Origin of the sequence: Flavobacterium sp. WC2416 (assembly GCF_041200095.1) — a bacterium.
Classification (GTDB): domain Bacteria; phylum Bacteroidota; class Bacteroidia; order Flavobacteriales; family Flavobacteriaceae; genus Flavobacterium.
On the sequence record NZ_CP165626.1, the window covers coordinates 1 to 24,377 of the forward strand.

Consider the following 24,377-nt stretch of genomic DNA (forward strand, 5'->3'; position numbering starts at 1 on the left):
AAAAAACCCTATCCAAATAAATGAATAGGGTTTTTAAAGAAAGGCGACGACATACTCTCCCACATAACTGCAGTACCATCTGCGCAGGCGGGCTTAACTACTCTGTTCGGGATGGGAAGAGGTGAGCCCCGCCGCAATAACCACCTTAAGAAGTTATAATTGCTTTGGGCAATTTTTCAATGATTGTTTATCTTATGATAAAAATCTATTGAACAATATCTTAACATACTGAGATAAAGAAAAAAATATTGTAGTTCCTGAAATAAATTCAGGATAAAAGAAAGTTTCCCCAGCCTCTTGCGAGGCTGGAAAGGTGTACATAAGCTTACGGATTATTAGTACTACTCGACTATGACATTACTGCCTTTACATCTATAGCCTATCAACGTGGTCATCTCCCACGATCCTTAAAAGAAATCTCATCTTGTGGTGGGTTTCGCGCTTATATGCTTTCAGCGCTTATCCCTTCCAAACGTAGCTACTCTGCCATGCCACTGGCGTGACAACAGATACACTAGAGGTTTGTCCAATTCGGTCCTCTCGTACTAGAATCAGATCCACTCAAATTTCTTGCGCCCACAGTAGATAGAGACCGAACTGTCTCACGACGTTCTGAACCCAGCTCGCGTGCCACTTTAATGGGCGAACAGCCCAACCCTTGGGACCTTCTCCAGCCCCAGGATGTGACGAGCCGACATCGAGGTGCCAAACCCCCCCGTCGATATGAGCTCTTGGGGGAGATCAGCCTGTTATCCCCGGCGTACCTTTTATCCTTTGAGCGATGGCCCTTCCATGCGGAACCACCGGATCACTATGCTCTACTTTCGTACCTGATCGACCTGTATGTCTCTCAGTCAAGCTCCCTTATGCCATTGCACTCTACGCACGGTTACCAAGCGTACTGAGGGAACCTTTAGAAGCCTCCGTTACTCTTTTGGAGGCGACCACCCCAGTCAAACTACCCACCAAGCAATGTCCCCCGCAAAACGGGGTTAGGCCTCAGATAAACAAAGGGTTGTATTTCAACAATGACTCCACAACGCCTAGCGACGCCACTTCACAGTCTCCAACCTATCCTACACATCATTTATCCAAGGTCAATACTAAGCTATAGTAAAGGTGCACAGGGTCTTTTCGTCCCACTGCGGGTAAACGGCATCTTCACCGTTACTACAATTTCACCGAGCTCATGGCTGAGACAGTGTCCAGATCGTTACACCATTCGTGCAGGTCGGAACTTACCCGACAAGGAATTTCGCTACCTTAGGACCGTTATAGTTACGGCCGCCGTTTACTGGGGCTTCATTTCAATGCTTCTGGTTACCCATAACATCTCCACTTAACCTTCCAGCACCGGGCAGGTGTCAGGCCCTATACTTCATCTTACGATTTTGCAGAGCCCTGTGTTTTTGATAAACAGTCGCCTGGACCTCTTCACTGCGGCCAGCATTGCTGCTGGCGACCCTTCTCCCGAAGTTACGGGTCTATTTTGCCTAATTCCTTAGCCATGAATCTCTCGAGCACCTTAGAATTCTCATCTCGACTACCTGTGTCGGTTTGCGGTACGGGTACTATTAACCTGAAGTTTAGAGGTTTTTCTTGGAAGCCCTTAGGTGCACTATCTCTTTGTCCGAAGACGCCGAGTACTATCGTATTTCCCCAAAACCCGTGGATTTGCCTGCGGGTCTTATAGGTAGGTACTTCAACGAACTATTCCGTCAGTTCGCGGCACTTTCATCACTCCGTCACCCCATCACAGTTAACAGTAGTACGGGAATATTAACCCGTTGTCCATCGACTGTCCCTTTCGGGTTCGCCTTAGGTCCCGACTAACCCACAGCTGATTAGCATAGCTGTGGAAACCTTAGTCTTTCGGTGTGCGGGTTTCTCGCCCGCATTATCGTTACTTATGCCTACATTTTCTTTTCTCACCGGTCCAGCATACCTTACGATACACCTTCTACCCTGTGAGAATGCTCCCCTACCACTTACAATAAATTGTAAATCCATAGCTTCGGTAATATACTTATGCCCGATTATTATCCATGCTCGTCCGCTCGACTAGTGAGCTGTTACGCACTCTTTAAATGAATGGCTGCTTCCAAGCCAACATCCTAGCTGTCTATGCAGACAAACCTCGTTCTTTCAACTTAGTATATATTTGGGGACCTTAGCTGATGGTCTGGGTTCTTTCCCTCTCGGACTTGGACCTTAGCACCCAAGCCCTCACTGTTAGTGAACATTATATAGCATTCGGAGTTTGTCAGGAATTGGTAGGCGGTGAAGCCCCCGCATCCAATCAGTAGCTCTACCTCTATATAACTTTATAACTAACGCTGCACCTAAATGCATTTCGGGGAGTACGAGCTATTTCCGAGTTTGATTGGCCTTTCACCCCTACCCACAGATCATCCCAAGACTTTTCAACGTCAACGGGTTCGGTCCTCCACTATGTGTTACCACAGCTTCAACCTGTCCATGGGTAGATCACACGGTTTCGCGTCTAACACTACTGACTAAAGCGCCCTATTCAGACTCGCTTTCGCTACGGATCCGTGGCTTAACCACTTATCCTTGCCAGCAACGTTAACTCGTAGGCTCATTATGCAAAAGGCACGCCGTCACCCCACGAAGGGGCTCCGACCGCTTGTAAGCGTATGGTTTCAGGATCTATTTCACTCCGTTATTCACGGTTCTTTTCACCTTTCCCTCACGGTACTGGTTCACTATCGGTCTCTCAGGAGTATTTAGCCTTAGCGGATGGTCCCGCCAAATTCAGACAGGATTTCTCGTGTCCCGCCCTACTCAGGATACCACTATCAATTATATCACTTACCTATACAGGACTATCACCCTCTTTGGTTCTACTTTCCAGTAGATTCTAGTTCGTTTTACATTGAATATCGTGGTCCTACAACCCCAACATTGCCGTAACAACATTGGTTTGGGCTAATCCGCGTTCGCTCGCCACTACTTACGGAATCACTTTTGTTTTCTTCTCCTCCGCCTACTTAGATGTTTCAGTTCAGCGGGTTTGCCCACCTATCGGTGTACTAGATCTTCAATCTAGTGGGTTGCCCCATTCAGGTATCTACGGATCAATCGGTGTGTGCCCGTCCCCGTAGCTTTTCGCAGCTTATCACGCCTTTCATCGCCTCTGAGAGCCAAGGCATCCCCCATACGCCCTTATTTTGCTTATTGTACCAATCTTAAATTTAATTAAGACCGTTTTTGTTTGTTTTCTACTATAAATAGTAAAAAACGCTTTCTACTTTTTATATTTTTCTTATCTCAATATGTCAATGAACTTTTATCGCTAGTTTAATCGTTTTTTCGTTTAATCGTTTAACCGATTTAACAAATCAACGTATCAACTTTTGATTTGTGGAGAATAACGGAGTCGAACCGTTGACCTCCTGCGTGCAAGGCAGGCGCTCTAGCCAGCTGAGCTAATCCCCCGTTTCAAATTTTAAATTATGAATGGTGAATTTTGAATTAATGTATAATTCATACTCATACTTCTAAAATTTCCTTTTATTCTGAATTTATTTCAGAATCTATTTAAGTTTAATAGTTGTCTCGGACAGACTCGAACTGTCGACCCCTACATTATCAGTGTAGTACTCTAACCAGCTGAGCTACGAGACACTCTTATTCTTAAATGGTATTATTTGAACTAACAGCAAGAGTAATAAATTCTCAATCTTTGTTTCCACTTTCTCTTTTCGTCTCTTTCCCTACCGTGTTGATTAATCAACTAACACTAAGGCTCTAGAAAGGAGGTGTTCCAGCCGCACCTTCCGGTACGGCTACCTTGTTACGACTTAGCCCTAGTTACCAGTTTTACCCTAGGCAGCTCCTTGCGGTCACCGACTTCAGGCACCCCCAGCTTCCATGGCTTGACGGGCGGTGTGTACAAGGCCCGGGAACGTATTCACCGGATCATGGCTGATATCCGATTACTAGCGATTCCAGCTTCACGGAGTCGAGTTGCAGACTCCGATCCGAACTGTGACCGGTTTTGTAGATTCGCTCCTGGTCGCCCAGTGGCTGCTCTCTGTACCGGCCATTGTAGCACGTGTGTAGCCCAAGGCGTAAGGGCCGTGATGATTTGACGTCATCCCCACCTTCCTCACAGTTTGCACTGGCAGTCTCGTTAGAGTTCCCGACATGACTCGCTGGCAACTAACAACAGGGGTTGCGCTCGTTATAGGACTTAACCTGACACCTCACGGCACGAGCTGACGACAACCATGCAGCACCTTGTAAATTGTCTTGCGAAAAGTCTGTTTCCAAACCGGTCAATCTACATTTAAGCCTTGGTAAGGTTCCTCGCGTATCATCGAATTAAACCACATGCTCCACCGCTTGTGCGGGCCCCCGTCAATTCCTTTGAGTTTCAAACTTGCGTTCGTACTCCCCAGGTGGGATACTTATCACTTTCGCTTAGCCACTGAGATTGCTCCCAACAGCTAGTATCCATCGTTTACGGCGTGGACTACCAGGGTATCTAATCCTGTTCGCTACCCACGCTTTCGTCCATCAGCGTCAATATATTAGTAGTAACCTGCCTTCGCAATTGGTATTCCATGTAATCTCTAAGCATTTCACCGCTACACTACATATTCTAGTTACTTCCTAATAATTCAAGTCTAGCAGTATCAATGGCCGTTCCACCGTTGAGCGATGGGCTTTCACCACTGACTTACTAAACCGCCTACGGACCCTTTAAACCCAATGATTCCGGATAACGCTTGGATCCTCCGTATTACCGCGGCTGCTGGCACGGAGTTAGCCGATCCTTATTCTTACGATACCGTCAAGACTCTACACGTAGAGTTGTTTCTTCTCGTATAAAAGCAGTTTACAATCCATAGGACCGTCATCCTGCACGCGGCATGGCTGGATCAGGCTTGCGCCCATTGTCCAATATTCCTCACTGCTGCCTCCCGTAGGAGTCTGGTCCGTGTCTCAGTACCAGTGTGGGGGATCTCCCTCTCAGGACCCCTACCCATCGTAGCCTTGGTATGCCGTTACCATACCAACTAGCTAATGGGACGCATGCTCATCTTTCACCGATAAATCTTTAATAATTAAATGATGCCACTCAATTATACTATGAGGTATTAATCCAAATTTCTCTGGGCTATCCCTCTGTGAAAGGTAGATTGCATACGCGTTACGCACCCGTGCGCCGGTCTCTAATTCCGAAGAACTATACCCCTCGACTTGCATGTGTTAAGCCTGCCGCTAGCGTTCATCCTGAGCCAGGATCAAACTCTTCATCGTATATTATGCAAGAACCATAAATGATTCTCTATTTATTTTTGACTGAAGGTCTAGTGGTTTTTTCAAATCTCTCGATTCTATTACTCTTTATTCTTTTGTCTTAAGATCTCTCTTAAAACGGCTGTCAATTCAATATGTCTAGGAACGTGTCTTATCTTGTTTTTCACTCGTAGCAACACTTAACGTGTCGCTCGAAGCGGGTGCAAAAGTAGATATTACTTTTAAACCTCACAAGCTTTTTTGAAACTTTTTTAGAAAATAAATTTCCTAATTAATTCCGTTTGCTTGCCAGTATTTTAAAGAACGTCTGCGTTGTTGCGGGTGCAAAAATAACACCTTTATACCGTTATTCAATACTTTTAATGCCTTTTTTTTAACCTTTTCGCAACTTTGTTTTTAAGTTGTTGAAAACCCGTATTTTAAATAAAGTTTTTTTATCCATCCAATACTCCCTTATCGACAGAGAAGCTTTAATAAAGCAGTTTGAACTACCTCCGCAAAATATAGCCTTTCCCAATAGCACTTCTATCGTCCTAACAAGACAGACTAACTACGCTCTTTCAATCGTATTTTATCCCATAAAAGCTTCTCTAAAAAAAAGAATGACCATATGAGATACGCCCAAGCCCCTTTTAAAGTCTGATCAACCCTAAATCAAAAACCAAAAACAGACAGTAGCAACTCCCTAAAGCAAAGCAAGTCCTTAAAATTGTCAGCAATCAGTTCCAATCTTTACCCAAACCGCGCTTCATTGACATAACAAAGCAATACTCTCGTAGCTCTTATCCAAAAATATTCTTTTAAAAGAATGCAAAATGAAATTAAGAAATCCACTTTAGACAACTCCTGTTCCATTTAAATTTCAATAACAATTAAACGAACCCTTGAGAGGTCTGATTTTTTTAGTCTGACCACGAAAATCGGATACTGTCATCGAATCATTCAAAAATACCCGTAAATTGTTTGCAGTAAAAATACATTCCAAACCTTTAGTGTTATAATTCAGTGAGAATTTCGTTTATGTTCCTATTGACTTATTTACTAGAGAATAAATTAAACTAAAGTCAATTGTCAGACTAAAATATATTAAGTTGATATTCCCTTATTTAATCTCAATCAAAAACCACTTCATTACATAACAAATGCTTTCGTCACTATAAATAATAAAACTATTACCCATACCAAAATCTAATAATTACTGCTTTGGTACATTTTTATATTCAGAAAAAAAGGTGATTTACATAGCAAAATCTGCCGAACTACGGTTGGATTAGATATATTGTTCTGAAAACACATAAATCATTAGGATTACTATTTCTTCTCTAATACCCATTCCTTGAAGAAAAATCGATTTTTTTGCGCACAAAAAAACCCTATCCAAATAAATGAATAGGGTTTTTAAAGAAAGGCGACGACATACTCTCCCACATAACTGCAGTACCATCTGCGCAGGCGGGCTTAACTACTCTGTTCGGGATGGGAAGAGGTGAGCCCCGCCGCAATAACCACCTTAAGAAGTTATAATTGCTTTGGGCAATTTTTCAATGATTGTTTATCTTATGATAAAAATCTATTGAACAATATCTTAACATACTGAGATAAAGAAAAAAATATTGTAGTTCCTGAAATAAATTCAGGATAAAAGAAAGTTTCCCCAGCCTCTTGCGAGGCTGGAAAGGTGTACATAAGCTTACGGATTATTAGTACTACTCGACTATGACATTACTGCCTTTACATCTATAGCCTATCAACGTGGTCATCTCCCACGATCCTTAAAAGAAATCTCATCTTGTGGTGGGTTTCGCGCTTATATGCTTTCAGCGCTTATCCCTTCCAAACGTAGCTACTCTGCCATGCCACTGGCGTGACAACAGATACACTAGAGGTTTGTCCAATTCGGTCCTCTCGTACTAGAATCAGATCCACTCAAATTTCTTGCGCCCACAGTAGATAGAGACCGAACTGTCTCACGACGTTCTGAACCCAGCTCGCGTGCCACTTTAATGGGCGAACAGCCCAACCCTTGGGACCTTCTCCAGCCCCAGGATGTGACGAGCCGACATCGAGGTGCCAAACCCCCCCGTCGATATGAGCTCTTGGGGGAGATCAGCCTGTTATCCCCGGCGTACCTTTTATCCTTTGAGCGATGGCCCTTCCATGCGGAACCACCGGATCACTATGCTCTACTTTCGTACCTGATCGACCTGTATGTCTCTCAGTCAAGCTCCCTTATGCCATTGCACTCTACGCACGGTTACCAAGCGTACTGAGGGAACCTTTAGAAGCCTCCGTTACTCTTTTGGAGGCGACCACCCCAGTCAAACTACCCACCAAGCAATGTCCCCCGCAAAACGGGGTTAGGCCTCAGATAAACAAAGGGTTGTATTTCAACAATGACTCCACAACGCCTAGCGACGCCACTTCACAGTCTCCAACCTATCCTACACATCATTTATCCAAGGTCAATACTAAGCTATAGTAAAGGTGCACAGGGTCTTTTCGTCCCACTGCGGGTAAACGGCATCTTCACCGTTACTACAATTTCACCGAGCTCATGGCTGAGACAGTGTCCAGATCGTTACACCATTCGTGCAGGTCGGAACTTACCCGACAAGGAATTTCGCTACCTTAGGACCGTTATAGTTACGGCCGCCGTTTACTGGGGCTTCATTTCAATGCTTCTGGTTACCCATAACATCTCCACTTAACCTTCCAGCACCGGGCAGGTGTCAGGCCCTATACTTCATCTTACGATTTTGCAGAGCCCTGTGTTTTTGATAAACAGTCGCCTGGACCTCTTCACTGCGGCCAGCATTGCTGCTGGCGACCCTTCTCCCGAAGTTACGGGTCTATTTTGCCTAATTCCTTAGCCATGAATCTCTCGAGCACCTTAGAATTCTCATCTCGACTACCTGTGTCGGTTTGCGGTACGGGTACTATTAACCTGAAGTTTAGAGGTTTTTCTTGGAAGCCCTTAGGTGCACTATCTCTTTGTCCGAAGACGCCGAGTACTATCGTATTTCCCCAAAACCCGTGGATTTGCCTGCGGGTCTTATAGGTAGGTACTTCAACGAACTATTCCGTCAGTTCGCGGCACTTTCATCACTCCGTCACCCCATCACAGTTAACAGTAGTACGGGAATATTAACCCGTTGTCCATCGACTGTCCCTTTCGGGTTCGCCTTAGGTCCCGACTAACCCACAGCTGATTAGCATAGCTGTGGAAACCTTAGTCTTTCGGTGTGCGGGTTTCTCGCCCGCATTATCGTTACTTATGCCTACATTTTCTTTTCTCACCGGTCCAGCATACCTTACGATACACCTTCTACCCTGTGAGAATGCTCCCCTACCACTTACAATAAATTGTAAATCCATAGCTTCGGTAATATACTTATGCCCGATTATTATCCATGCTCGTCCGCTCGACTAGTGAGCTGTTACGCACTCTTTAAATGAATGGCTGCTTCCAAGCCAACATCCTAGCTGTCTATGCAGACAAACCTCGTTCTTTCAACTTAGTATATATTTGGGGACCTTAGCTGATGGTCTGGGTTCTTTCCCTCTCGGACTTGGACCTTAGCACCCAAGCCCTCACTGTTAGTGAACATTATATAGCATTCGGAGTTTGTCAGGAATTGGTAGGCGGTGAAGCCCCCGCATCCAATCAGTAGCTCTACCTCTATATAACTTTATAACTAACGCTGCACCTAAATGCATTTCGGGGAGTACGAGCTATTTCCGAGTTTGATTGGCCTTTCACCCCTACCCACAGATCATCCCAAGACTTTTCAACGTCAACGGGTTCGGTCCTCCACTATGTGTTACCACAGCTTCAACCTGTCCATGGGTAGATCACACGGTTTCGCGTCTAACACTACTGACTAAAGCGCCCTATTCAGACTCGCTTTCGCTACGGATCCGTGGCTTAACCACTTATCCTTGCCAGCAACGTTAACTCGTAGGCTCATTATGCAAAAGGCACGCCGTCACCCCACGAAAGGGCTCCGACCGCTTGTAAGCGTATGGTTTCAGGATCTATTTCACTCCGTTATTCACGGTTCTTTTCACCTTTCCCTCACGGTACTGGTTCACTATCGGTCTCTCAGGAGTATTTAGCCTTAGCGGATGGTCCCGCCAAATTCAGACAGGATTTCTCGTGTCCCGCCCTACTCAGGATACCACTATCAATTATATCACTTACCTATACAGGACTATCACCCTCTTTGGTTCTACTTTCCAGTAGATTCTAGTTCGTTTTACATTGAATATCGTGGTCCTACAACCCCAACATTGCCGTAACAACATTGGTTTGGGCTAATCCGCGTTCGCTCGCCACTACTTACGGAATCACTTTTGTTTTCTTCTCCTCCGCCTACTTAGATGTTTCAGTTCAGCGGGTTTGCCCACCTATCGGTGTACTAGATCTTCAATCTAGTGGGTTGCCCCATTCAGGTATCTACGGATCAATCGGTGTGTGCCCGTCCCCGTAGCTTTTCGCAGCTTATCACGCCTTTCATCGCCTCTGAGAGCCAAGGCATCCCCCATACGCCCTTATTTTGCTTATTGTACCAACATTCAATTAAGAATGCCGTTCTTTCTTCTGTTTAATATTACTATAAAACAGAAAAATGCTTTCTACTTTTTAATATTTTTCTTATCTCAATATGTCAATGAACTTTTTCTTTAGAGTAAAGAGTCAAGATAATAGAGACAAGACTAATCTTGTTTCTTTCTTCTTTTCTCTATCTTCTTCAGATAGTGGAGAATAACGGAGTCGAACCGTTGACCTCCTGCGTGCAAGGCAGGCGCTCTAGCCAGCTGAGCTAATCCCCCAATCTTTTTTTAATTATGAATTGTGAATTACGAATTACGATGTATATCGTGATTTTTCAACTCTAGAATTTCTTCTTTTTTATTTAAGTGTAAATAGTTGTCTCGGACAGACTCGAACTGTCGACCCCTACATTATCAGTGTAGTACTCTAACCAGCTGAGCTACGAGACACTCTTATTCTTAAATGGTATTATTTGAACTAACAGCAAGAGTAATAAATTCTTAATCTTTGTTTCCGACTTCTCTTTTCGTCTCTTTCCCCAGCGTGTTGATAAATCAACTAACACTAAGGCTCTAGAAAGGAGGTGTTCCAGCCGCACCTTCCGGTACGGCTACCTTGTTACGACTTAGCCCTAGTTACCAGTTTTACCCTAGGCAGCTCCTTGCGGTCACCGACTTCAGGCACCCCCAGCTTCCATGGCTTGACGGGCGGTGTGTACAAGGCCCGGGAACGTATTCACCGGATCATGGCTGATATCCGATTACTAGCGATTCCAGCTTCACGGAGTCGAGTTGCAGACTCCGATCCGAACTGTGACCGGTTTTGTAGATTCGCTCCTGGTCGCCCAGTGGCTGCTCTCTGTACCGGCCATTGTAGCACGTGTGTAGCCCAAGGCGTAAGGGCCGTGATGATTTGACGTCATCCCCACCTTCCTCACAGTTTGCACTGGCAGTCTCGTTAGAGTTCCCGACATGACTCGCTGGCAACTAACAACAGGGGTTGCGCTCGTTATAGGACTTAACCTGACACCTCACGGCACGAGCTGACGACAACCATGCAGCACCTTGTAAATTGTCTTGCGAAAAGTCTGTTTCCAAACCGGTCAATCTACATTTAAGCCTTGGTAAGGTTCCTCGCGTATCATCGAATTAAACCACATGCTCCACCGCTTGTGCGGGCCCCCGTCAATTCCTTTGAGTTTCAAACTTGCGTTCGTACTCCCCAGGTGGGATACTTATCACTTTCGCTTAGCCACTGAGATTGCTCCCAACAGCTAGTATCCATCGTTTACGGCGTGGACTACCAGGGTATCTAATCCTGTTCGCTACCCACGCTTTCGTCCATCAGCGTCAATATATTAGTAGTAACCTGCCTTCGCAATTGGTATTCCATGTAATCTCTAAGCATTTCACCGCTACACTACATATTCTAGTTACTTCCTAATAATTCAAGTCTAGCAGTATCAATGGCCGTTCCACCGTTGAGCGATGGGCTTTCACCACTGACTTACTAAACCGCCTACGGACCCTTTAAACCCAATGATTCCGGATAACGCTTGGATCCTCCGTATTACCGCGGCTGCTGGCACGGAGTTAGCCGATCCTTATTCTTACGATACCGTCAAGACTCTACACGTAGAGTTGTTTCTTCTCGTATAAAAGCAGTTTACAATCCATAGGACCGTCATCCTGCACGCGGCATGGCTGGATCAGGCTTGCGCCCATTGTCCAATATTCCTCACTGCTGCCTCCCGTAGGAGTCTGGTCCGTGTCTCAGTACCAGTGTGGGGGATCTCCCTCTCAGGACCCCTACCCATCGTAGCCTTGGTATGCCGTTACCATACCAACTAGCTAATGGGACGCATGCTCATCTTTCACCGATAAATCTTTAATAATTAAATGATGCCACTCAATTATACTATGAGGTATTAATCCAAATTTCTCTGGGCTATCCCTCTGTGAAAGGTAGATTGCATACGCGTTACGCACCCGTGCGCCGGTCTCTAATTCCGAAGAACTATACCCCTCGACTTGCATGTGTTAAGCCTGCCGCTAGCGTTCATCCTGAGCCAGGATCAAACTCTTCATCGTATATTATGCAAGAACCATAAATGATTCTCTATTTATTTTTGACTGAAGGTCTAGTGGTTTTTTCAAATCTCTCGATTCTATTACTCTTTATTCTTTTGTCTTAAGATCTCTCTTAAAACGGCTGTCAATTCAATATGTCTAGGAACGTGTCTTATCTTGTTTTTCACTCGTAGCAACACTTAACGTGTCGCTCGAAGCGGGTGCAAAAGTAGATATTACTTTTAAACCTCACAAGCTTTTTTGAAACTTTTTTAGAAAATAAATTTCCTAATTAATTCCGTTTGCTTGCCAGTATTTTAAAGAACGTCTGCGTTGTTGCGGGTGCAAAAATAACACCTTTATACCGTTATTCAATACTTTTAATGCCTTTTTTTTAACCTTTTCGAAACTTTGTTTTTAAGTTGTTGAAAATGTGGTTTTTGAATTTAATTATTTTTAAAAATTAGAGAAGATTTAAATAGAAATGGAATTACTGATACATTTTCCATCATTATTAAATAGAACCTACCTATACTATATACTAATATATAAACAAAAAGCACTCTTTTAATCTAACATCCCTAGCCCTGATAGTAACGAAAATCCTTATCTGGCGGTGTTCGCCAGGTAAGATTGAAGTGAATAGCAGGAAAAAGCTCCTGAAATAATTACTCTATTTAATGACAAACCAATATTTTAATCGAAACGAATGGCTTTTACAGGAGAGATTTTGGTTATTATATAGGAAGGAATTAATAATACCAAGAAACAAACACTAATTGTGAGTAGGTTTAGTAATGCTATATACCCAAAATTAAGGTAAACAGGAGCTTGGTCTACATAATAATTCTCTGGATTAAGTTTGATTATCCCAAAATACTTCTGAATCAATAAAATTGCGATTCCGATTAAGTTCCCCCAAAACAATCCACGTAGAATAAGATAAGAAGCATTATATAGGAATATTTTGCGAACCGACCAATTATTAGCCCCAAGTGCTTTTAAGATTCCAATCATTTGCGTGCGTTCAAGAATTAGAACCAAAAGTGCTACAACCATATTAATAGTTGCTACAATTATCATGACTACTAATATAACGATGATATTGAAATCAAATAATTGCAACCATTCAAATATATAGCTGTACTTTTCAATTATTGTTTTGGTATCAAGAGTGGAGCCTGTTTGTTGATACACTTGATCTCCTACTGTTTTTATATTATCAAAGTCAGAAACAAAGACCTCAAATGCACCCACTTGATCCGCAGTCCACTTATTAATGCGTTGCATGTGGCGAATATCACCTATTATATAGGTCGCATCGAATTCCTGAAAACCAGAGTTAAAAATTCCTATAATTTTAAATCGACGAATATTGGGTAGTTTATTCTGACCTTCTTTCATGAAGAACGTATTAAAAGCATCCCCTACTTTTAAATGAAGTCTATTAGCCAGAAATTGAGAAATAACAACATCCTCATTTAGGTTCTTAGAAAAATCAGGCAGTTTACCCGCAACGAGGTACTCCTTTATGTTGTCCCATTTATAATCCGGACCTACCCCTTTGAATACAATTCCTTCAAAAGCGGTTTCTGTTCTAATAATTCCTGCTTTACTAGCGATAGCTTGAATATGACTCACTCCTGGAACTGAAGTGAAATTTGGATAAAAATCTTGCTTTTTAGAAATGGGGACTAAAGTAACCTCCGACTGATTGCTATCAAAATTTGAAATAATAATGTGACCATTGAAGGCTGATATCTTTTCTCGAATTTTTTGTTGTAATCCAATACCAGTCGCCACAGAAATAATCATCATAATCATACCAATTGCGATAGCCGAAATTGCAATTTTTATAATTGGGGCAGATATACTACTTTTATAATCTTTAGCAGTGATGAGTCTTTTGGCAATAAAATATTCTAAATTCAATTTGATGAGTTTCTGATTTGGATTCAAAAATACAGCTAAAACACGAATTACACTAATTGACACTAATTTATTCTACTTCAGTAAATATGCTTTTATTTCTAAAAAAAATATCGTTTACAATCATTCCGTTTATTCTTTTATGTGCGTGCTCTAGTGCCATAGATAAAAAGAAAACTTCAAATTGGGACTGGACTCAAGATACTATTGCAACTGCAGTATATCCAAAAATGGATATATTACAAAATAAAGCGCACAACCTATTAAGCATTAAAACGGGTGCAGATAATTTTGAACTCTATTTACCTATGTTAAAAAACAAAAAAGTTGGCATCGTTACCAATCAATCAGGTATTTTATCTAATAAAATTCACTTAGTAGATTTTTTACTATCTAAGAATATCGATGTACAAAATATTTTTGCTCCCGAACATGGATTTAGAGGCACCGCTGATGCTGGTCAACATATAGTAGATGGAAAAGATTCTAAAACTGGGCTTTCAATTATCTCCCTTTACGGTGATAATAAAAAACCAAAAACGGAACAGTTAGCCAGTATCGACATTATGGTTTTTGATTTGCAAGATGTAGGTGCTCGTTTTTACACTTACATCTCTTCTTTACACTATATTATGGAAGCATGTGCAGAAAATAATATTCCACTTCTTATTCTAGACAGACCCAACCCAAATGGCGGAATAGTTGACGGGCCTATTTTAGAGAAAGAATTCACCAGTTTTGTAGGAATGCACCCTGTTCCATTATTACATGGAATGACCATTGGTGAATATGCCCAAATGATAAATGGTGAGAAATGGTTGAAAAATAGAGTTCAATGCAAATTGACTGTTATTCCTTGTTCAAATTACAATCACAATTTATCATATAGTTTACCTGTAAAACCTTCTCCAAATCTTCCGAATGATCAAGCGGTGAATTTATATGCAAGTTTATGTCTTTTTGAAGGGACAAATGTAAGCGTAGGAAGAGGAACTGAGCAACAATTCCAAATTTATGGATCCCCATTTCTACCAAAATCTAATTTTAGTTTTATTCCAAAACCAAATATCGGAGCACAAAATCCAATTTACAATGGTGTAATATGTTATGGTGAAGATTTATCGGATATTGCCAAAGTAAACCAACTAGAATTAAAATGGATAATTAAGGCTTATAAAAACACAGACGATAAATCAAAATTCTTTAATTCCTTTTTCACCAAATTAGCTGGAACAAAAAAACTGCAGGCACAAATAGAAAATAATATTTCTGAAGTAGAAATAAGAGCAAGCTGGAACGAAGGATTGTTAAAGTTTAAAGAAATGAGAGAAAAATATTTGATTTACTAATTAGACTTCAAAAAGCAAAACTTACAAAGGCAATTTCTTCTTCATTTCTTCCACAATATTAAATGCCGCGGGACAAATCGTTACATTCTTTAATGTTAAATCCGTTATCTGCTGGAACTTCTTCCTATCTGTATGCGGAAATTCTCTGCAAGCTTTAGGACGTACATCATAAATAAAACAAGTATTATCCGTATCTAAAAAAGTACAAGGAACACTTTGCAATACATAATCCTGATCTTCATCAATACGCAAATATTGCTCAATAAACTGTTGTGGTTTTTGTTTTAGATATTTTGACACACGCTCAATATCTGCCGAAGTAAAAAGAGGGCCTGTAGTTTTGCAACAATTAGCACATTTTAAACAATCCGTTTTCTTGAACTCTGCATCATGAATGTCTTGCATTACATAATCTAAGTTTTTAGGCGTTTTCTTTTTAAGCTTATCGAAATACTTTTTGTTTTCAATATGCTTATCTTTGGCTTCTTTAGGAAGATTGTTTAAAATATGTTTCAAGTTTAAATTTTAAAGTTGGGAACACAAAAGTAACAAACTTGCAACCTGAAACCTGAAATTTTAAACAAAAAAGATGAAAGACCTTTTTGGCAAAGCCATCCTTGATTATCAAACAAATAATTCACCTGAGGATTTAATAACAGAAACAACTATATCCGAAGAAGATGAGATGAGTGTAGCTTACTTATTCCGTTCCTATAATGAAATGCCAAAAATGGAACAACACGCACTACAACTTGCCACCGGTAAAATTCTTGACGTGGGTTGTGGAGCAGGAAGTCACAGTTTATACCTACAAAACGAACGTGGCTTAGAAGTAACTGCAATTGACATTTCACCAAATGCTATTAAAGCTTGTTCATTGCGTGGGATAAAAGACGCGCGCGTGCAGGATGTTATGACCTTAGAAAATGAAAAGTTTGACACTATTTTACTACTAATGAATGGAGCTGGAATGTGTGGCAAACTTACTAATATTCCAAAATTCCTATTACAACTCAAAGCCCTTTTGAATCCTGGGGGTCAAATTCTATTAGACAGTTCGGATATCATTTACATGTTCGATGACGACGAAGATGGAGGAAAATGGATTCCATCGAATAATAACTACTATGGAGAAGTTATTTTTAACATTGCTTATAAAGGTGAAAAGGAAAAACCATTTAACTGGATGTATATTGATTATAATACATTACAAAATGCCGCTTTCGCCAATAATTTAAAGTCCGAATTAATCCTTGAAGGAGAGCATTATGATTATCTAGCAAAACTTACTTAATAAATTAATTTTATAACGAAAAACTGATGGAAGAAATAGAATTAGAAAAATTAAAGTATCCTATTGGAAAATTTGTCACCCCTGAATCATATTCAAGTGAATACATATCAAATAAAATAGCCAAAATAGCAACATTCCCAGAAAGACTAAAAAGAGAAGTAGAACATTTAACAGAAGAACAACTTGATACTCCTTATCGCAAAGAGGGTTGGACTATAAGACAAGTGATTCATCATTGTGCCGAAAGTCATATGAATTGTTACATACGAATAAAATGGACACTGACAGAAGATACCCCGACGATAAAATATTACCATGAAGATTTGTGGTCAGCACTTGATGACAGTTTAACAATGCCTATTGAACCTACCTTATCACTATTAGAAGGATTGCATTTTAGACTGGCTTTTATCATGAAGAATTTATCTAATATAGATTTAGAAAGATCATTTATTCACCCAGAACATGGCGCTAGTTTTCAATTACGAGAAATAATAGGCACTTATGCTTGGCACGGGAATCACCACTTAGCACATATCACTGAATTAAAGAAAAGAAATAATTGGGACTAATAAAAAAGCCAAACAATGAAAATCATTGTTTGGCTTTTTAACTTTATAAAACGACTAACTATTGTTTCATATATTTCATCATAATTCCTTGTAAACTTCCTCCCCATTCTTTTGAGGCACCCATCATTTTCTTTGTAAAATCCCCCATGTTTCCGTTTATCTTTTTCCCAATAGGGCTTTCATAAAATGCAATCATTTCTTTGATGTCTTTTTCACTATACATTTCAATATAGATATTAGCCAAAGAATCATATAAACTTGGTAATGTCGCATCAAATTCTTTTAAAAACTCACCTTGTTTGTCAGTAGGTATCATTTTTAGAATTTGTTCTTTAGCCACTTTCATGGAAGCATCACTACCACTCAAGTTTATTAATTTCATTACATCTGCTTTCGAAGCAGCTTGTTGGGCAAAACCCAATTGGAAAATAGAAAATAGAGCTAAAGCAAATAGTACTTTTTTCATAATAATTAGTTTATATTAAGGAATATTTAAATATTTATGTGTTTGTAATGAAACTCTCCATTTTGGATTGTTCATCACATAGTCAACAATAAGGGGAGTCATTTCTTCTTTTTTACTCCATTCAGGCTGAAGAAATAAAATTGCGTTACCATTTACCAACTCCGCTTGTTCTTCTGCAAAAATGAAATCATGTTTATTATATATGATAACTTTCAATTCATGCGCGTTATCATAAACGGTTTGAGTTGGCAACTTATTCTTTTTCGGTGAAAGACAAATCCAGTCCCAAGTTCCTGTCAAAGGATATGCACCCGAAGTTTCAATATGAACTTTTCGATTATTCTCTTTTAACTTTTCCGTTAGTAAACTCATATCCCACATTAAAGGCTCTCCACCAGTTACAACAACAGTTTCTGCATATTTACTAGCATTTTCAACTATCCTATCGACAGCAGTTGGAGGATGCAATTCAGCATTCCAACTCTCTTTCACGTCACACCAGTGACATCCCACATCACAACCACCTATTCTTACAAAGTACGCCGCGGTACCCGTATGAAAACCTTCTCCTTGAATGGTATAAAACTCCTCCATTAACGGAAGCATTGCCCCTTTATTTACTTCTAATTGTATTTCTTTTGATAACATTTTTGTAATTTAAAGTGCAAAGATAACTAATTTGAAAAGGAGTTAATTTATAATATGAAAATGGTTTTGTAAAATAGTATAATTACTAAAAACTAAAGAGCTCGTTACACAAAATAAAAAACCCGATAGCGTTAACTATCGGGTTTAAAAATATTATTATATCTAAAATTAATTATTTCAGTAATTTCAAAGATTGAGTAGCGTATGCATTTTCAGGATCAATAGCTAAAGTTTTTCCGAAAAACTCTTTAGCTTTAACTTTATCAAAGTTAGCATATCCTGCTGCCATTGAGTTATAACATTCAATTAATTTAGATTTCACTGATGGTTTTGCCAATTCAGTTTCCCCTTTTTTAGTTACAATATCAATATACTGTTGGTAATACATAATCATTGCTTCATCATTCTCTAATAAACTATTTGTTCTTGCACGAGAAAGATAAACATCTTGAGTATCAGGTGATGCAGTAATAACATTTCCAAAAGCAATATCAGCCTTTTTCAATGCGATAGTATCTTTAACAATTCCTGGTTTAGTATTGTCAAAATAAATTGCATTTCCTAAATAGTAATTGTCATATAAATAACCATTTGATGCAGGGTTTGAAGTTGCAATTTCTAATACTGCAGCAGCTTCTTTATACAATTTTTGCTCGTAAAGACCTTTACCTACTTCTCCAAGTTCACTAGTTACAGCATTATCCATCTCAACACCTTTTTTTACACTTGCTATACCTTTTTCAAAAAGAGCTTGATCAACAGTAACACCATCAGCACTGATTGCTTTCTTAATATTAGCCAACCCTAAGTATAAATAATCAAGTGAAATCACTCTGTTAGTAGCACTAGCAGTAAATTCTCCCAATGATTTAATAGCCAAATCATAGTTTCCGTTTTGATACGCAGAATATCCTAAATAACGATAGATTCTAGGATTTACTTTATCCAATTCTTTCATTTTATTAGCTTCAACTTCTAAAGCTTTATAATCTTTAGTCAGAATCAAGAAATCAGCATGACGCATACGAGAAGCTAATGAATAGTCAGTAAGGTCCATGTATTTTTCATAATAACCTAGGGCTTCTTTAAAATATTGTTCTTGTCTTCCAGGAACATTAAGTCCCCAATAGTAATATGTTTCAGCTAATTCTCTGTAAACTGGGCCATAATTAGGATTAGTACCTACAACAGCTTGATAAGCAGCTACTGCTTCAGTATAAGCCTTAGCCCCTTTTAATAAAACACCAAGTTGCATTTTTGCTCTAATTAAACTATTGTCAGCTTGAAAAGCATTACGGTACGCTGAATAAGCTGCATTTTGATTTTTATCTCCATAATATGCATCTCCAAAAGCTAAAAGAACTTGTGGTTCTTGACCACTCTTTTCTTTCGCTAATTCTAAAGTAGCAAGTGCCGCTTTATAATCTGGTTTTTCCGAATTCATGTATGCTCTTGCAACATAAACATATTCAGCAAAATCTTTTTTCCTTTTTTCGTTAATAGCAGCAGCAAATTTAGTTTTTGCAGCAACTACATTACCATTATCAAGGTCAATCTGACCAAGACCAATATTATTTAAATGAGCATGATCTTTAGCCGCTAATCCGTTTTGATATGTAATCTTAGCAGAGTCAGCAACGTTTTGATAAAGATAAACATTCCCTAAAAGAAAGAAAGCTTCACCTTCAGAAGGATCCGATTTAATTATAGATTTTAAAGTTGTTTTCGCGTTTTGGTATTTTTCGGCATCAATTTCTTTCTTTGCTTGATCAATATCTTGAGCATGACTTACCGTAACTGAAGCCAGAAAGGCAACACTTAAAATTTTAAATTTGTTCATTTTAACTTTATTTGATTTATTCATATACATTTTCATTTTTCCTTTATTTTGATTTAGTTGTAATTATAATTTTTCTTCCAGGAGTACGAATTGGTAATAACCCAGACTTTAAAATTATACGTTGCCCAATATCTCCCGCCATAAATGAAGCAAAGCCCATTCCTAATCCAGAGTATCCCTGACAATTTATTATATACAAATCACGTGCCAAAGGATAAGTCCCTTCCGCCAAATTATTTTGAGTTGGCGAAACATATGTCTTCTCATTGAGCCCTTTTACACTTAAAACATTAAGTTTTTGTAAATACTCAGTAACAGTTGATGAAGGTCGGTACAACCAGTTTAAACCAACTACACCTAACATTCCTTCATTTTCAGAAACGTACTTCAAGACTTCTTCATTCGTTTTAAAAGAATAAATTCCCTTTGAAGGATTTGTAGTTAAACCTGCAACATCTTTCAAATAACGAAGGGTACTAGAGTTCAGATTATCAAAAACCAACCCTTTGATCTTCTGTTGAGATTTACCTTGCATAAAAGAAACTACATCTTGCAACGCAATTAAAGTGTCATTATTGCTTTTATTTGAAACAAATGCAATTGCATCTGTACCAATAATAGTTGTTTTAGGTTTAATTTTTACAGATTCAAAATATTTCTCTTCCTCTTTATTTAATGTTCGAGATAACACTACAATTCTTGTACTATCTTTTAAAAAAGATTTTATAACCTCATTTTCAGATTTCGCAATCAAGGTAATTTTAGCATTATATTCACTTTGAAATACTTCAATTTGTTCTTCAATGATCGGTTTTAAAGTCTCATCGACAAGAATAGAAGTAGAACCTTTTAGAATAGTTTCTTTATTCTTGTTAGAATTTTCAGATTGTTTACAACCTAAAAAAACCAATACAAACAAACAAACAAAAATACTTGAAAGTTTAGCTGTCTTTTTCATTTTAATCTTTATTATCATTAATTATTCGCACAAACCTTATAAAGGCATATACTATTAAAAGAGCTCCAAATGCAATTCTATAATTCATTGGCATCACAATTGGAAAATTCTTCATAAATATAATAAATAATCCTAAGATGAAATAAAGAAGAAAAAACAAAATCCCTATAACGAGAAGAAATCGCTCTTTTAGCGATTTCTTCTGAATATTTCTATATATTTTATCCAACATTAATCCGCTGTTTGAATAGTAATCGGCAAAGAGTATAATACTCTAACCGGTTTTCCATTTTGAACACCTGGATTCCATCTCGGACATTTTTGTAAAACTCTGATAGCTTCTTTTCCTGTTCCGTAACCTATATCTCTTAATACTTTGATATCAGTTAATGAACCATCTTTTTCTACTACAAAAGTAACATACACTTTTCCTTTAAGACCTTCTTCTTCAGGTGCACGATAATTTTTACCAACGTAAGTGTAAAATTTATCCATACCCCCCGGAAATTCCGGTTTAACCTCAATACCTGCAGTGTTGTAAATTTGGTTATCTTCTTCAACAATCTTAGTTGGTCCAGGACCTACTGGAGCTACAGTTAAAACTGCATCTGGATCGCCTTTTACTGTTTCAGCACCAATTTTTTTATCTTTAATTTCAGCAATTTTAGGTGGCTCTTCTGTCACTTCTTCTGCTTTTGCAACAACTGGTTTCACAAACTTCACTTGATCCACTTTCGGTGGTGGTGGTGGAGGTGGTGGAACATTCAATTTAGGCTCTTCTTTTTTCTTAGGTGGTAACTTTATAGTAGTGATTTTTACATCTCTATCCATTTCTGAGTCATCACCTTTAGGGATTAAGTCTATGATAAGAGGAGCAGCTACAGCTAAACTAAAAAATATCGCACCAAGGATAAGTGCTCTAGTAGTAGTTTTTGTATTTGACTTTCTTAATTCATAAGCACCGTAAGTTTTATTACGTCCTTCGAATACGATATCAACCCATTGGTTTTTTAATATATCTAATTTCATCTTTCTTAATTATTAGGTTATTAAGAAAACAAGATTGCTCTTATTTTCCTTCTAACAATTTTGTTTCTTCAGGCGTAAAATCATTAACAATAGCATACGAACCATTATCCCCTACTTTAACAATTGCCATTTCATCAAGTATATCAACAACATTTTTATAGGTTGATTTTTTACTCGGTTTGATAATTACAATAATACCATCTTTAGGTTTCCCCTTAGCAGCAGAATATTCTAATACCATTCTGTTTCTAGCAATTAGTTCCTTACGGATACCATCTTTACCATAAGAAAAATCTTTAGGAGCTCCACCTTCAACAGGTGTAGCTAATAAACCCACATATCTTATAAGTTTATTATCTGCTCCTAACAAAAGAGTCATCGTACGATTTTCATCCACTTTGATATCTTTATTTTTAGTAGGATCTTCATCTTTATCTGGCAACCCCAAACTCATCGATTGAGGTTTAGACAACGTAGTGGTAAGCATAAAGAATGTGATTAATAAGAAAGCCAAATCCACCATAGCAGTTAAATCTACTTTTGAGTTTTGTTTTTTACTTCTTACTTTGCCACCTTTTCCGCCTCCACCGCCGTCGGTATTTAATTCAGCCATTTTAGTGTCTTTTTTTTAATTAAAAATCTTCTGTTCTCAAACCAGTAACTAAACTAAAGCTATTGATTTTTTGATCTTGACAAATATCCATTACTTTTCTAATAGCTGGATACTCTTCTTTTGCATCGCCTTTTATAGCAATTTGCAACTCTTTGTCATTCACCTCTATATTTGCTATACGTGCATTGTAAATCCAATCTTTCAATTGATTATCAAGAGAATCCATAGGCACACCAGGCTGACCCGCTTTACTTCTATCTGCTGACTTCATTTCAATGATTTGCTTCAAGTTAGTAATTGGCACACCAAAACCTTCCATTAAAGAAAACATTTTTTTATCTTCATCAGTAAAAGTAACATTGTATTTTTCACCCATTAATTCCAAAGTTCTAACACGAACTTCTCTTCCTTTTAGGTCAAAAAACACTTTTCCTTTACCAACAGTCAACGTAGCCAAATCAGTTTCAGGTATTTTAGTCTGAACAGTAGATGAAGGTGTATCAACTGGTAACGCTTCAGGAATTTTAGCAGTAGCTGTCAAAATAAAGAACGTAAGCAAAAGGAACGCAACATCACACATGGCAGTCATATCAGTCGATGTTGACTTTTTTTTCATTTTTATTTTAGCCATTCTTTTTATTTTTTATTCTGATATCAATTATATCAAAAATTATTATTGTTTCAAACTTCCTCTGAATCTTCTGTAAGTATTTACAATTGTAGTACCTGCCTCATCAATAGAATAAGTTAAATCATCAATTTTTGCAGTAAAGAAGTTGTAAGCAACAATAGCTAAGATAGAAGTAGAGATACCTGTTGCAGTATTAATAAGTGCTTCAGAGATACCTGTTGCAAGAGCAGCTTGATCCGGAGTACCAGCAGAAGCTAATGCACCAAACGCTTTAATCATCCCTGATACAGTTCCTAATAATCCACCAAGTGTTCCTAAAGAAACTAAAGATGAAATAATAGTCATATTTTTCTCTAACATTGGCATTTCAAGTGAAGTAACCTCTTCGATTTCTTTATGGATAGTTTCAGAAGCTTCTTCGCTGTTGAATCCTTCTTTTTTAACATCTTGGTATTTTACCAAAGCAGATTTAATTGCATTTGCAACAGAACCTTGTTGTTTGTCACAAGAAGCAATAGCGTCATCAATATGACCTTCTTTGATACTTCCTTGTACTTTTTTCATAAAAGCATCTAAGTTACCTTTTCCAGCAGCTTTAGAAATCACGAAAAATCTTTCAATTGAAAATACGATAACCATTAATAACATTCCTAACAATACTGGTACTATAAATCCTCCTTTGTAAACTTGACCTAAAGTATTTATTGGGTGACCAGTTTCTGGGTTTCCACCTTCAAAATTTGTTGGAGATCCCATGATAAATTTCCAGATCAAAACACCAACAAAAACACATAATACAATAATGATACCCGAAACCATTCCTCCTCCGTTTGAACTGCTTTCTTTTTTAACGTTTGCCATTTTTTTTAATTTTAATAGTTTTAAATAATTTATTTTTAGTTATAATAAACTTGTAGTCCCGCAAATTTATATGTTTAGTTCAAATAAAAAAACTTTTTTTAATTTTATTCGAATTAATTTTAAACAAAATTAACTTAGCCCATTTTTTTCTTTGCCTTTTTATCAATATGATTCCACGAAATCGGTATTTTAAAAAAAAATACATATTATTTTGTGACAAAAACAAAGAAAAACCCAACAAAATATTGAAATCGATTAAAAATGCTTTTTTTAA

13 protein-coding genes, 4 tRNA genes and 6 rRNA genes are annotated in these 24,377 nt (G+C 38.5%); 3 read left to right on the top strand and 20 right to left on the bottom strand.

The genetic code is table 11. The features are described 5' to 3' along the window. Positions 1-38 precede the first annotated feature (38 nt). The 11 genes from rrf (AB3G39_RS00005) to AB3G39_RS00055 form a co-directional block, all read right to left on the bottom strand. Positions 39-148, bottom strand: a 5S ribosomal RNA gene (gene rrf / locus AB3G39_RS00005). A gap of 167 nt (positions 149-315) precedes the next feature. Then, positions 316-3,201, bottom strand: a 23S ribosomal RNA gene (locus tag AB3G39_RS00010). Positions 3,202-3,385: 184 nt separating this feature from the next. Further along, positions 3,386-3,459 (bottom strand) — tRNA-Ala (locus AB3G39_RS00015). A 115-nt stretch (positions 3,460-3,574) separates the two neighbouring features. Next, a tRNA-Ile gene (locus AB3G39_RS00020) sits at positions 3,575-3,648 on the bottom strand. 127 nt (positions 3,649-3,775) lie between these two features. Further along, positions 3,776-5,289, bottom strand: a 16S ribosomal RNA gene (locus AB3G39_RS00025). A 1,403-nt stretch (positions 5,290-6,692) separates the two neighbouring features. Continuing rightward, positions 6,693-6,802, bottom strand: a 5S ribosomal RNA gene (gene rrf, locus AB3G39_RS00030). Positions 6,803-6,969: 167 nt separating this feature from the next. Next, positions 6,970-9,855: ribosomal RNA gene (locus tag AB3G39_RS00035) — 23S ribosomal RNA — on the bottom strand. Positions 9,856-10,048: 193 nt separating this feature from the next. Further along, a tRNA-Ala gene (locus AB3G39_RS00040) sits at positions 10,049-10,122 on the bottom strand. Between the two features lie 97 nt (positions 10,123-10,219). Beyond that, positions 10,220-10,293: transfer RNA gene (locus AB3G39_RS00045), tRNA-Ile, on the bottom strand. A 127-nt stretch (positions 10,294-10,420) separates the two neighbouring features. Further along, positions 10,421-11,934 (bottom strand): 16S ribosomal RNA (locus tag AB3G39_RS00050). Together the 16S, 23S and 5S rRNA genes with 4 tRNA genes alongside form the textbook arrangement of a ribosomal RNA operon. 675 nt (positions 11,935-12,609) lie before the next feature. Continuing rightward, positions 12,610-13,845, bottom strand: a complete 1,236-nt coding sequence (locus AB3G39_RS00055) for an ABC transporter permease (RefSeq protein ID WP_367773412.1) — start codon at positions 13,843-13,845, stop codon at positions 12,610-12,612. Between the two features lie 86 nt (positions 13,846-13,931). Here AB3G39_RS00055 and AB3G39_RS00060 point away from each other — a divergent pair, with 86 nt between their 5' ends. Beyond that, positions 13,932-15,191 (top strand): exo-beta-N-acetylmuramidase NamZ domain-containing protein, encoded by a 1,260-nt coding sequence (locus AB3G39_RS00060; protein ID WP_369765737.1) that lies wholly within the window; start codon positions 13,932-13,934, stop codon positions 15,189-15,191. A 21-nt stretch (positions 15,192-15,212) separates the two neighbouring features. On the opposite strand, the gene AB3G39_RS00065 is transcribed toward AB3G39_RS00060, so the two are convergent. After that, entirely contained in the window at positions 15,213-15,707 is a 495-nt protein-coding gene (locus tag AB3G39_RS00065) for a YkgJ family cysteine cluster protein (RefSeq protein WP_367773410.1), read from the bottom strand. A 73-nt stretch (positions 15,708-15,780) separates the two neighbouring features. Between AB3G39_RS00065 and AB3G39_RS00070 the strand changes: the two genes are divergently transcribed. Together AB3G39_RS00070 and AB3G39_RS00075 are read left to right on the top strand one after the other, a co-directional pair. After that, positions 15,781-16,485, top strand: a complete 705-nt coding sequence (locus tag AB3G39_RS00070) for a class I SAM-dependent methyltransferase (protein ID WP_369765738.1) — start codon at positions 15,781-15,783, stop codon at positions 16,483-16,485. 26 nt (positions 16,486-16,511) lie between these two features. Continuing rightward, positions 16,512-17,057: a YfiT family bacillithiol transferase gene (locus AB3G39_RS00075; protein WP_369765739.1), complete on the top strand. Its 546-nt coding sequence runs from the start codon at positions 16,512-16,514 to the stop codon at positions 17,055-17,057. A 58-nt stretch (positions 17,058-17,115) separates the two neighbouring features. Here AB3G39_RS00075 and AB3G39_RS00080 read toward each other — a convergent pair whose 3' ends face one another. The 8 genes from AB3G39_RS00080 to AB3G39_RS00115 form a co-directional block, all read right to left on the bottom strand. Beyond that, complete coding sequence (locus tag AB3G39_RS00080) at positions 17,116-17,523, bottom strand: DUF2059 domain-containing protein (RefSeq protein ID WP_367757013.1); 408 nt, start codon at positions 17,521-17,523, stop codon at positions 17,116-17,118. A gap of 15 nt (positions 17,524-17,538) precedes the next feature. Beyond that, positions 17,539-18,171, bottom strand: coding sequence for a 7-carboxy-7-deazaguanine synthase QueE (locus tag AB3G39_RS00085; RefSeq protein ID WP_367773404.1), 633 nt, complete (start codon positions 18,169-18,171; stop codon positions 17,539-17,541). Positions 18,172-18,343: 172 nt separating this feature from the next. Beyond that, on the bottom strand, positions 18,344-20,011 hold the full coding sequence (locus AB3G39_RS00090; protein WP_367757009.1) for a tetratricopeptide repeat protein: 1,668 nt from the start codon (positions 20,009-20,011) through the stop codon (positions 18,344-18,346). Positions 20,012-20,054: 43 nt separating this feature from the next. Next, positions 20,055-20,969 carry a PstS family phosphate ABC transporter substrate-binding protein gene (locus AB3G39_RS00095; RefSeq protein ID WP_369765740.1) on the bottom strand — a complete coding sequence of 305 codons (915 nt, stop codon included), beginning with the start codon at positions 20,967-20,969 and terminating at the stop codon, positions 20,055-20,057. Between the two features lie 231 nt (positions 20,970-21,200). Further along, a complete protein-coding gene (locus AB3G39_RS00100; RefSeq protein WP_367757005.1) occupies positions 21,201-21,998 on the bottom strand; it encodes an energy transducer TonB in 798 nt (265 codons plus the stop codon). A 40-nt stretch (positions 21,999-22,038) separates the two neighbouring features. After that, positions 22,039-22,611, bottom strand: coding sequence for an ExbD/TolR family protein (locus tag AB3G39_RS00105; RefSeq protein ID WP_367773400.1), 573 nt, complete (start codon positions 22,609-22,611; stop codon positions 22,039-22,041). 19 nt (positions 22,612-22,630) lie between these two features. Then, a complete protein-coding gene (locus AB3G39_RS00110; RefSeq protein WP_367757001.1) occupies positions 22,631-23,242 on the bottom strand; it encodes an ExbD/TolR family protein in 612 nt (203 codons plus the stop codon). A gap of 42 nt (positions 23,243-23,284) precedes the next feature. After that, entirely contained in the window at positions 23,285-24,103 is an 819-nt protein-coding gene (locus AB3G39_RS00115) for a MotA/TolQ/ExbB proton channel family protein (protein WP_367756999.1), read from the bottom strand. Between the last annotated feature and the right edge of the window lie 274 nt (positions 24,104-24,377).

What these genes read in the sequence shown, in the direction of transcription:
- AB3G39_RS00060 (WP_369765737.1), top strand. Translation starts at nt 13,932, where the DNA reads ATGCTTTTATTTCTAAAAAAAATATCGTTTACAATCATTCCGTTTATT.
- AB3G39_RS00070 (WP_369765738.1), top strand. Translation starts at nt 15,781, where the DNA reads ATGAAAGACCTTTTTGGCAAAGCCATCCTTGATTATCAAACAAATAAT.
- AB3G39_RS00075 (WP_369765739.1), top strand. Translation starts at nt 16,512, where the DNA reads ATGGAAGAAATAGAATTAGAAAAATTAAAGTATCCTATTGGAAAATTT.
- AB3G39_RS00080 (WP_367757013.1), bottom strand. Translation starts at nt 17,523, where the DNA reads ATGAAAAAAGTACTATTTGCTTTAGCTCTATTTTCTATTTTCCAATTG.
- AB3G39_RS00085 (WP_367773404.1), bottom strand. Translation starts at nt 18,171, where the DNA reads ATGTTATCAAAAGAAATACAATTAGAAGTAAATAAAGGGGCAATGCTT.
- AB3G39_RS00090 (WP_367757009.1), bottom strand. Translation starts at nt 20,011, where the DNA reads ATGAACAAATTTAAAATTTTAAGTGTTGCCTTTCTGGCTTCAGTTACG.
- AB3G39_RS00095 (WP_369765740.1), bottom strand. Translation starts at nt 20,969, where the DNA reads ATGAAAAAGACAGCTAAACTTTCAAGTATTTTTGTTTGTTTGTTTGTA.
- AB3G39_RS00100 (WP_367757005.1), bottom strand. Translation starts at nt 21,998, where the DNA reads ATGAAATTAGATATATTAAAAAACCAATGGGTTGATATCGTATTCGAA.
- AB3G39_RS00105 (WP_367773400.1), bottom strand. Translation starts at nt 22,611, where the DNA reads ATGGCTGAATTAAATACCGACGGCGGTGGAGGCGGAAAAGGTGGCAAA.
- AB3G39_RS00110 (WP_367757001.1), bottom strand. Translation starts at nt 23,242, where the DNA reads ATGGCTAAAATAAAAATGAAAAAAAAGTCAACATCGACTGATATGACT.
- AB3G39_RS00115 (WP_367756999.1), bottom strand. Translation starts at nt 24,103, where the DNA reads ATGGCAAACGTTAAAAAAGAAAGCAGTTCAAACGGAGGAGGAATGGTT.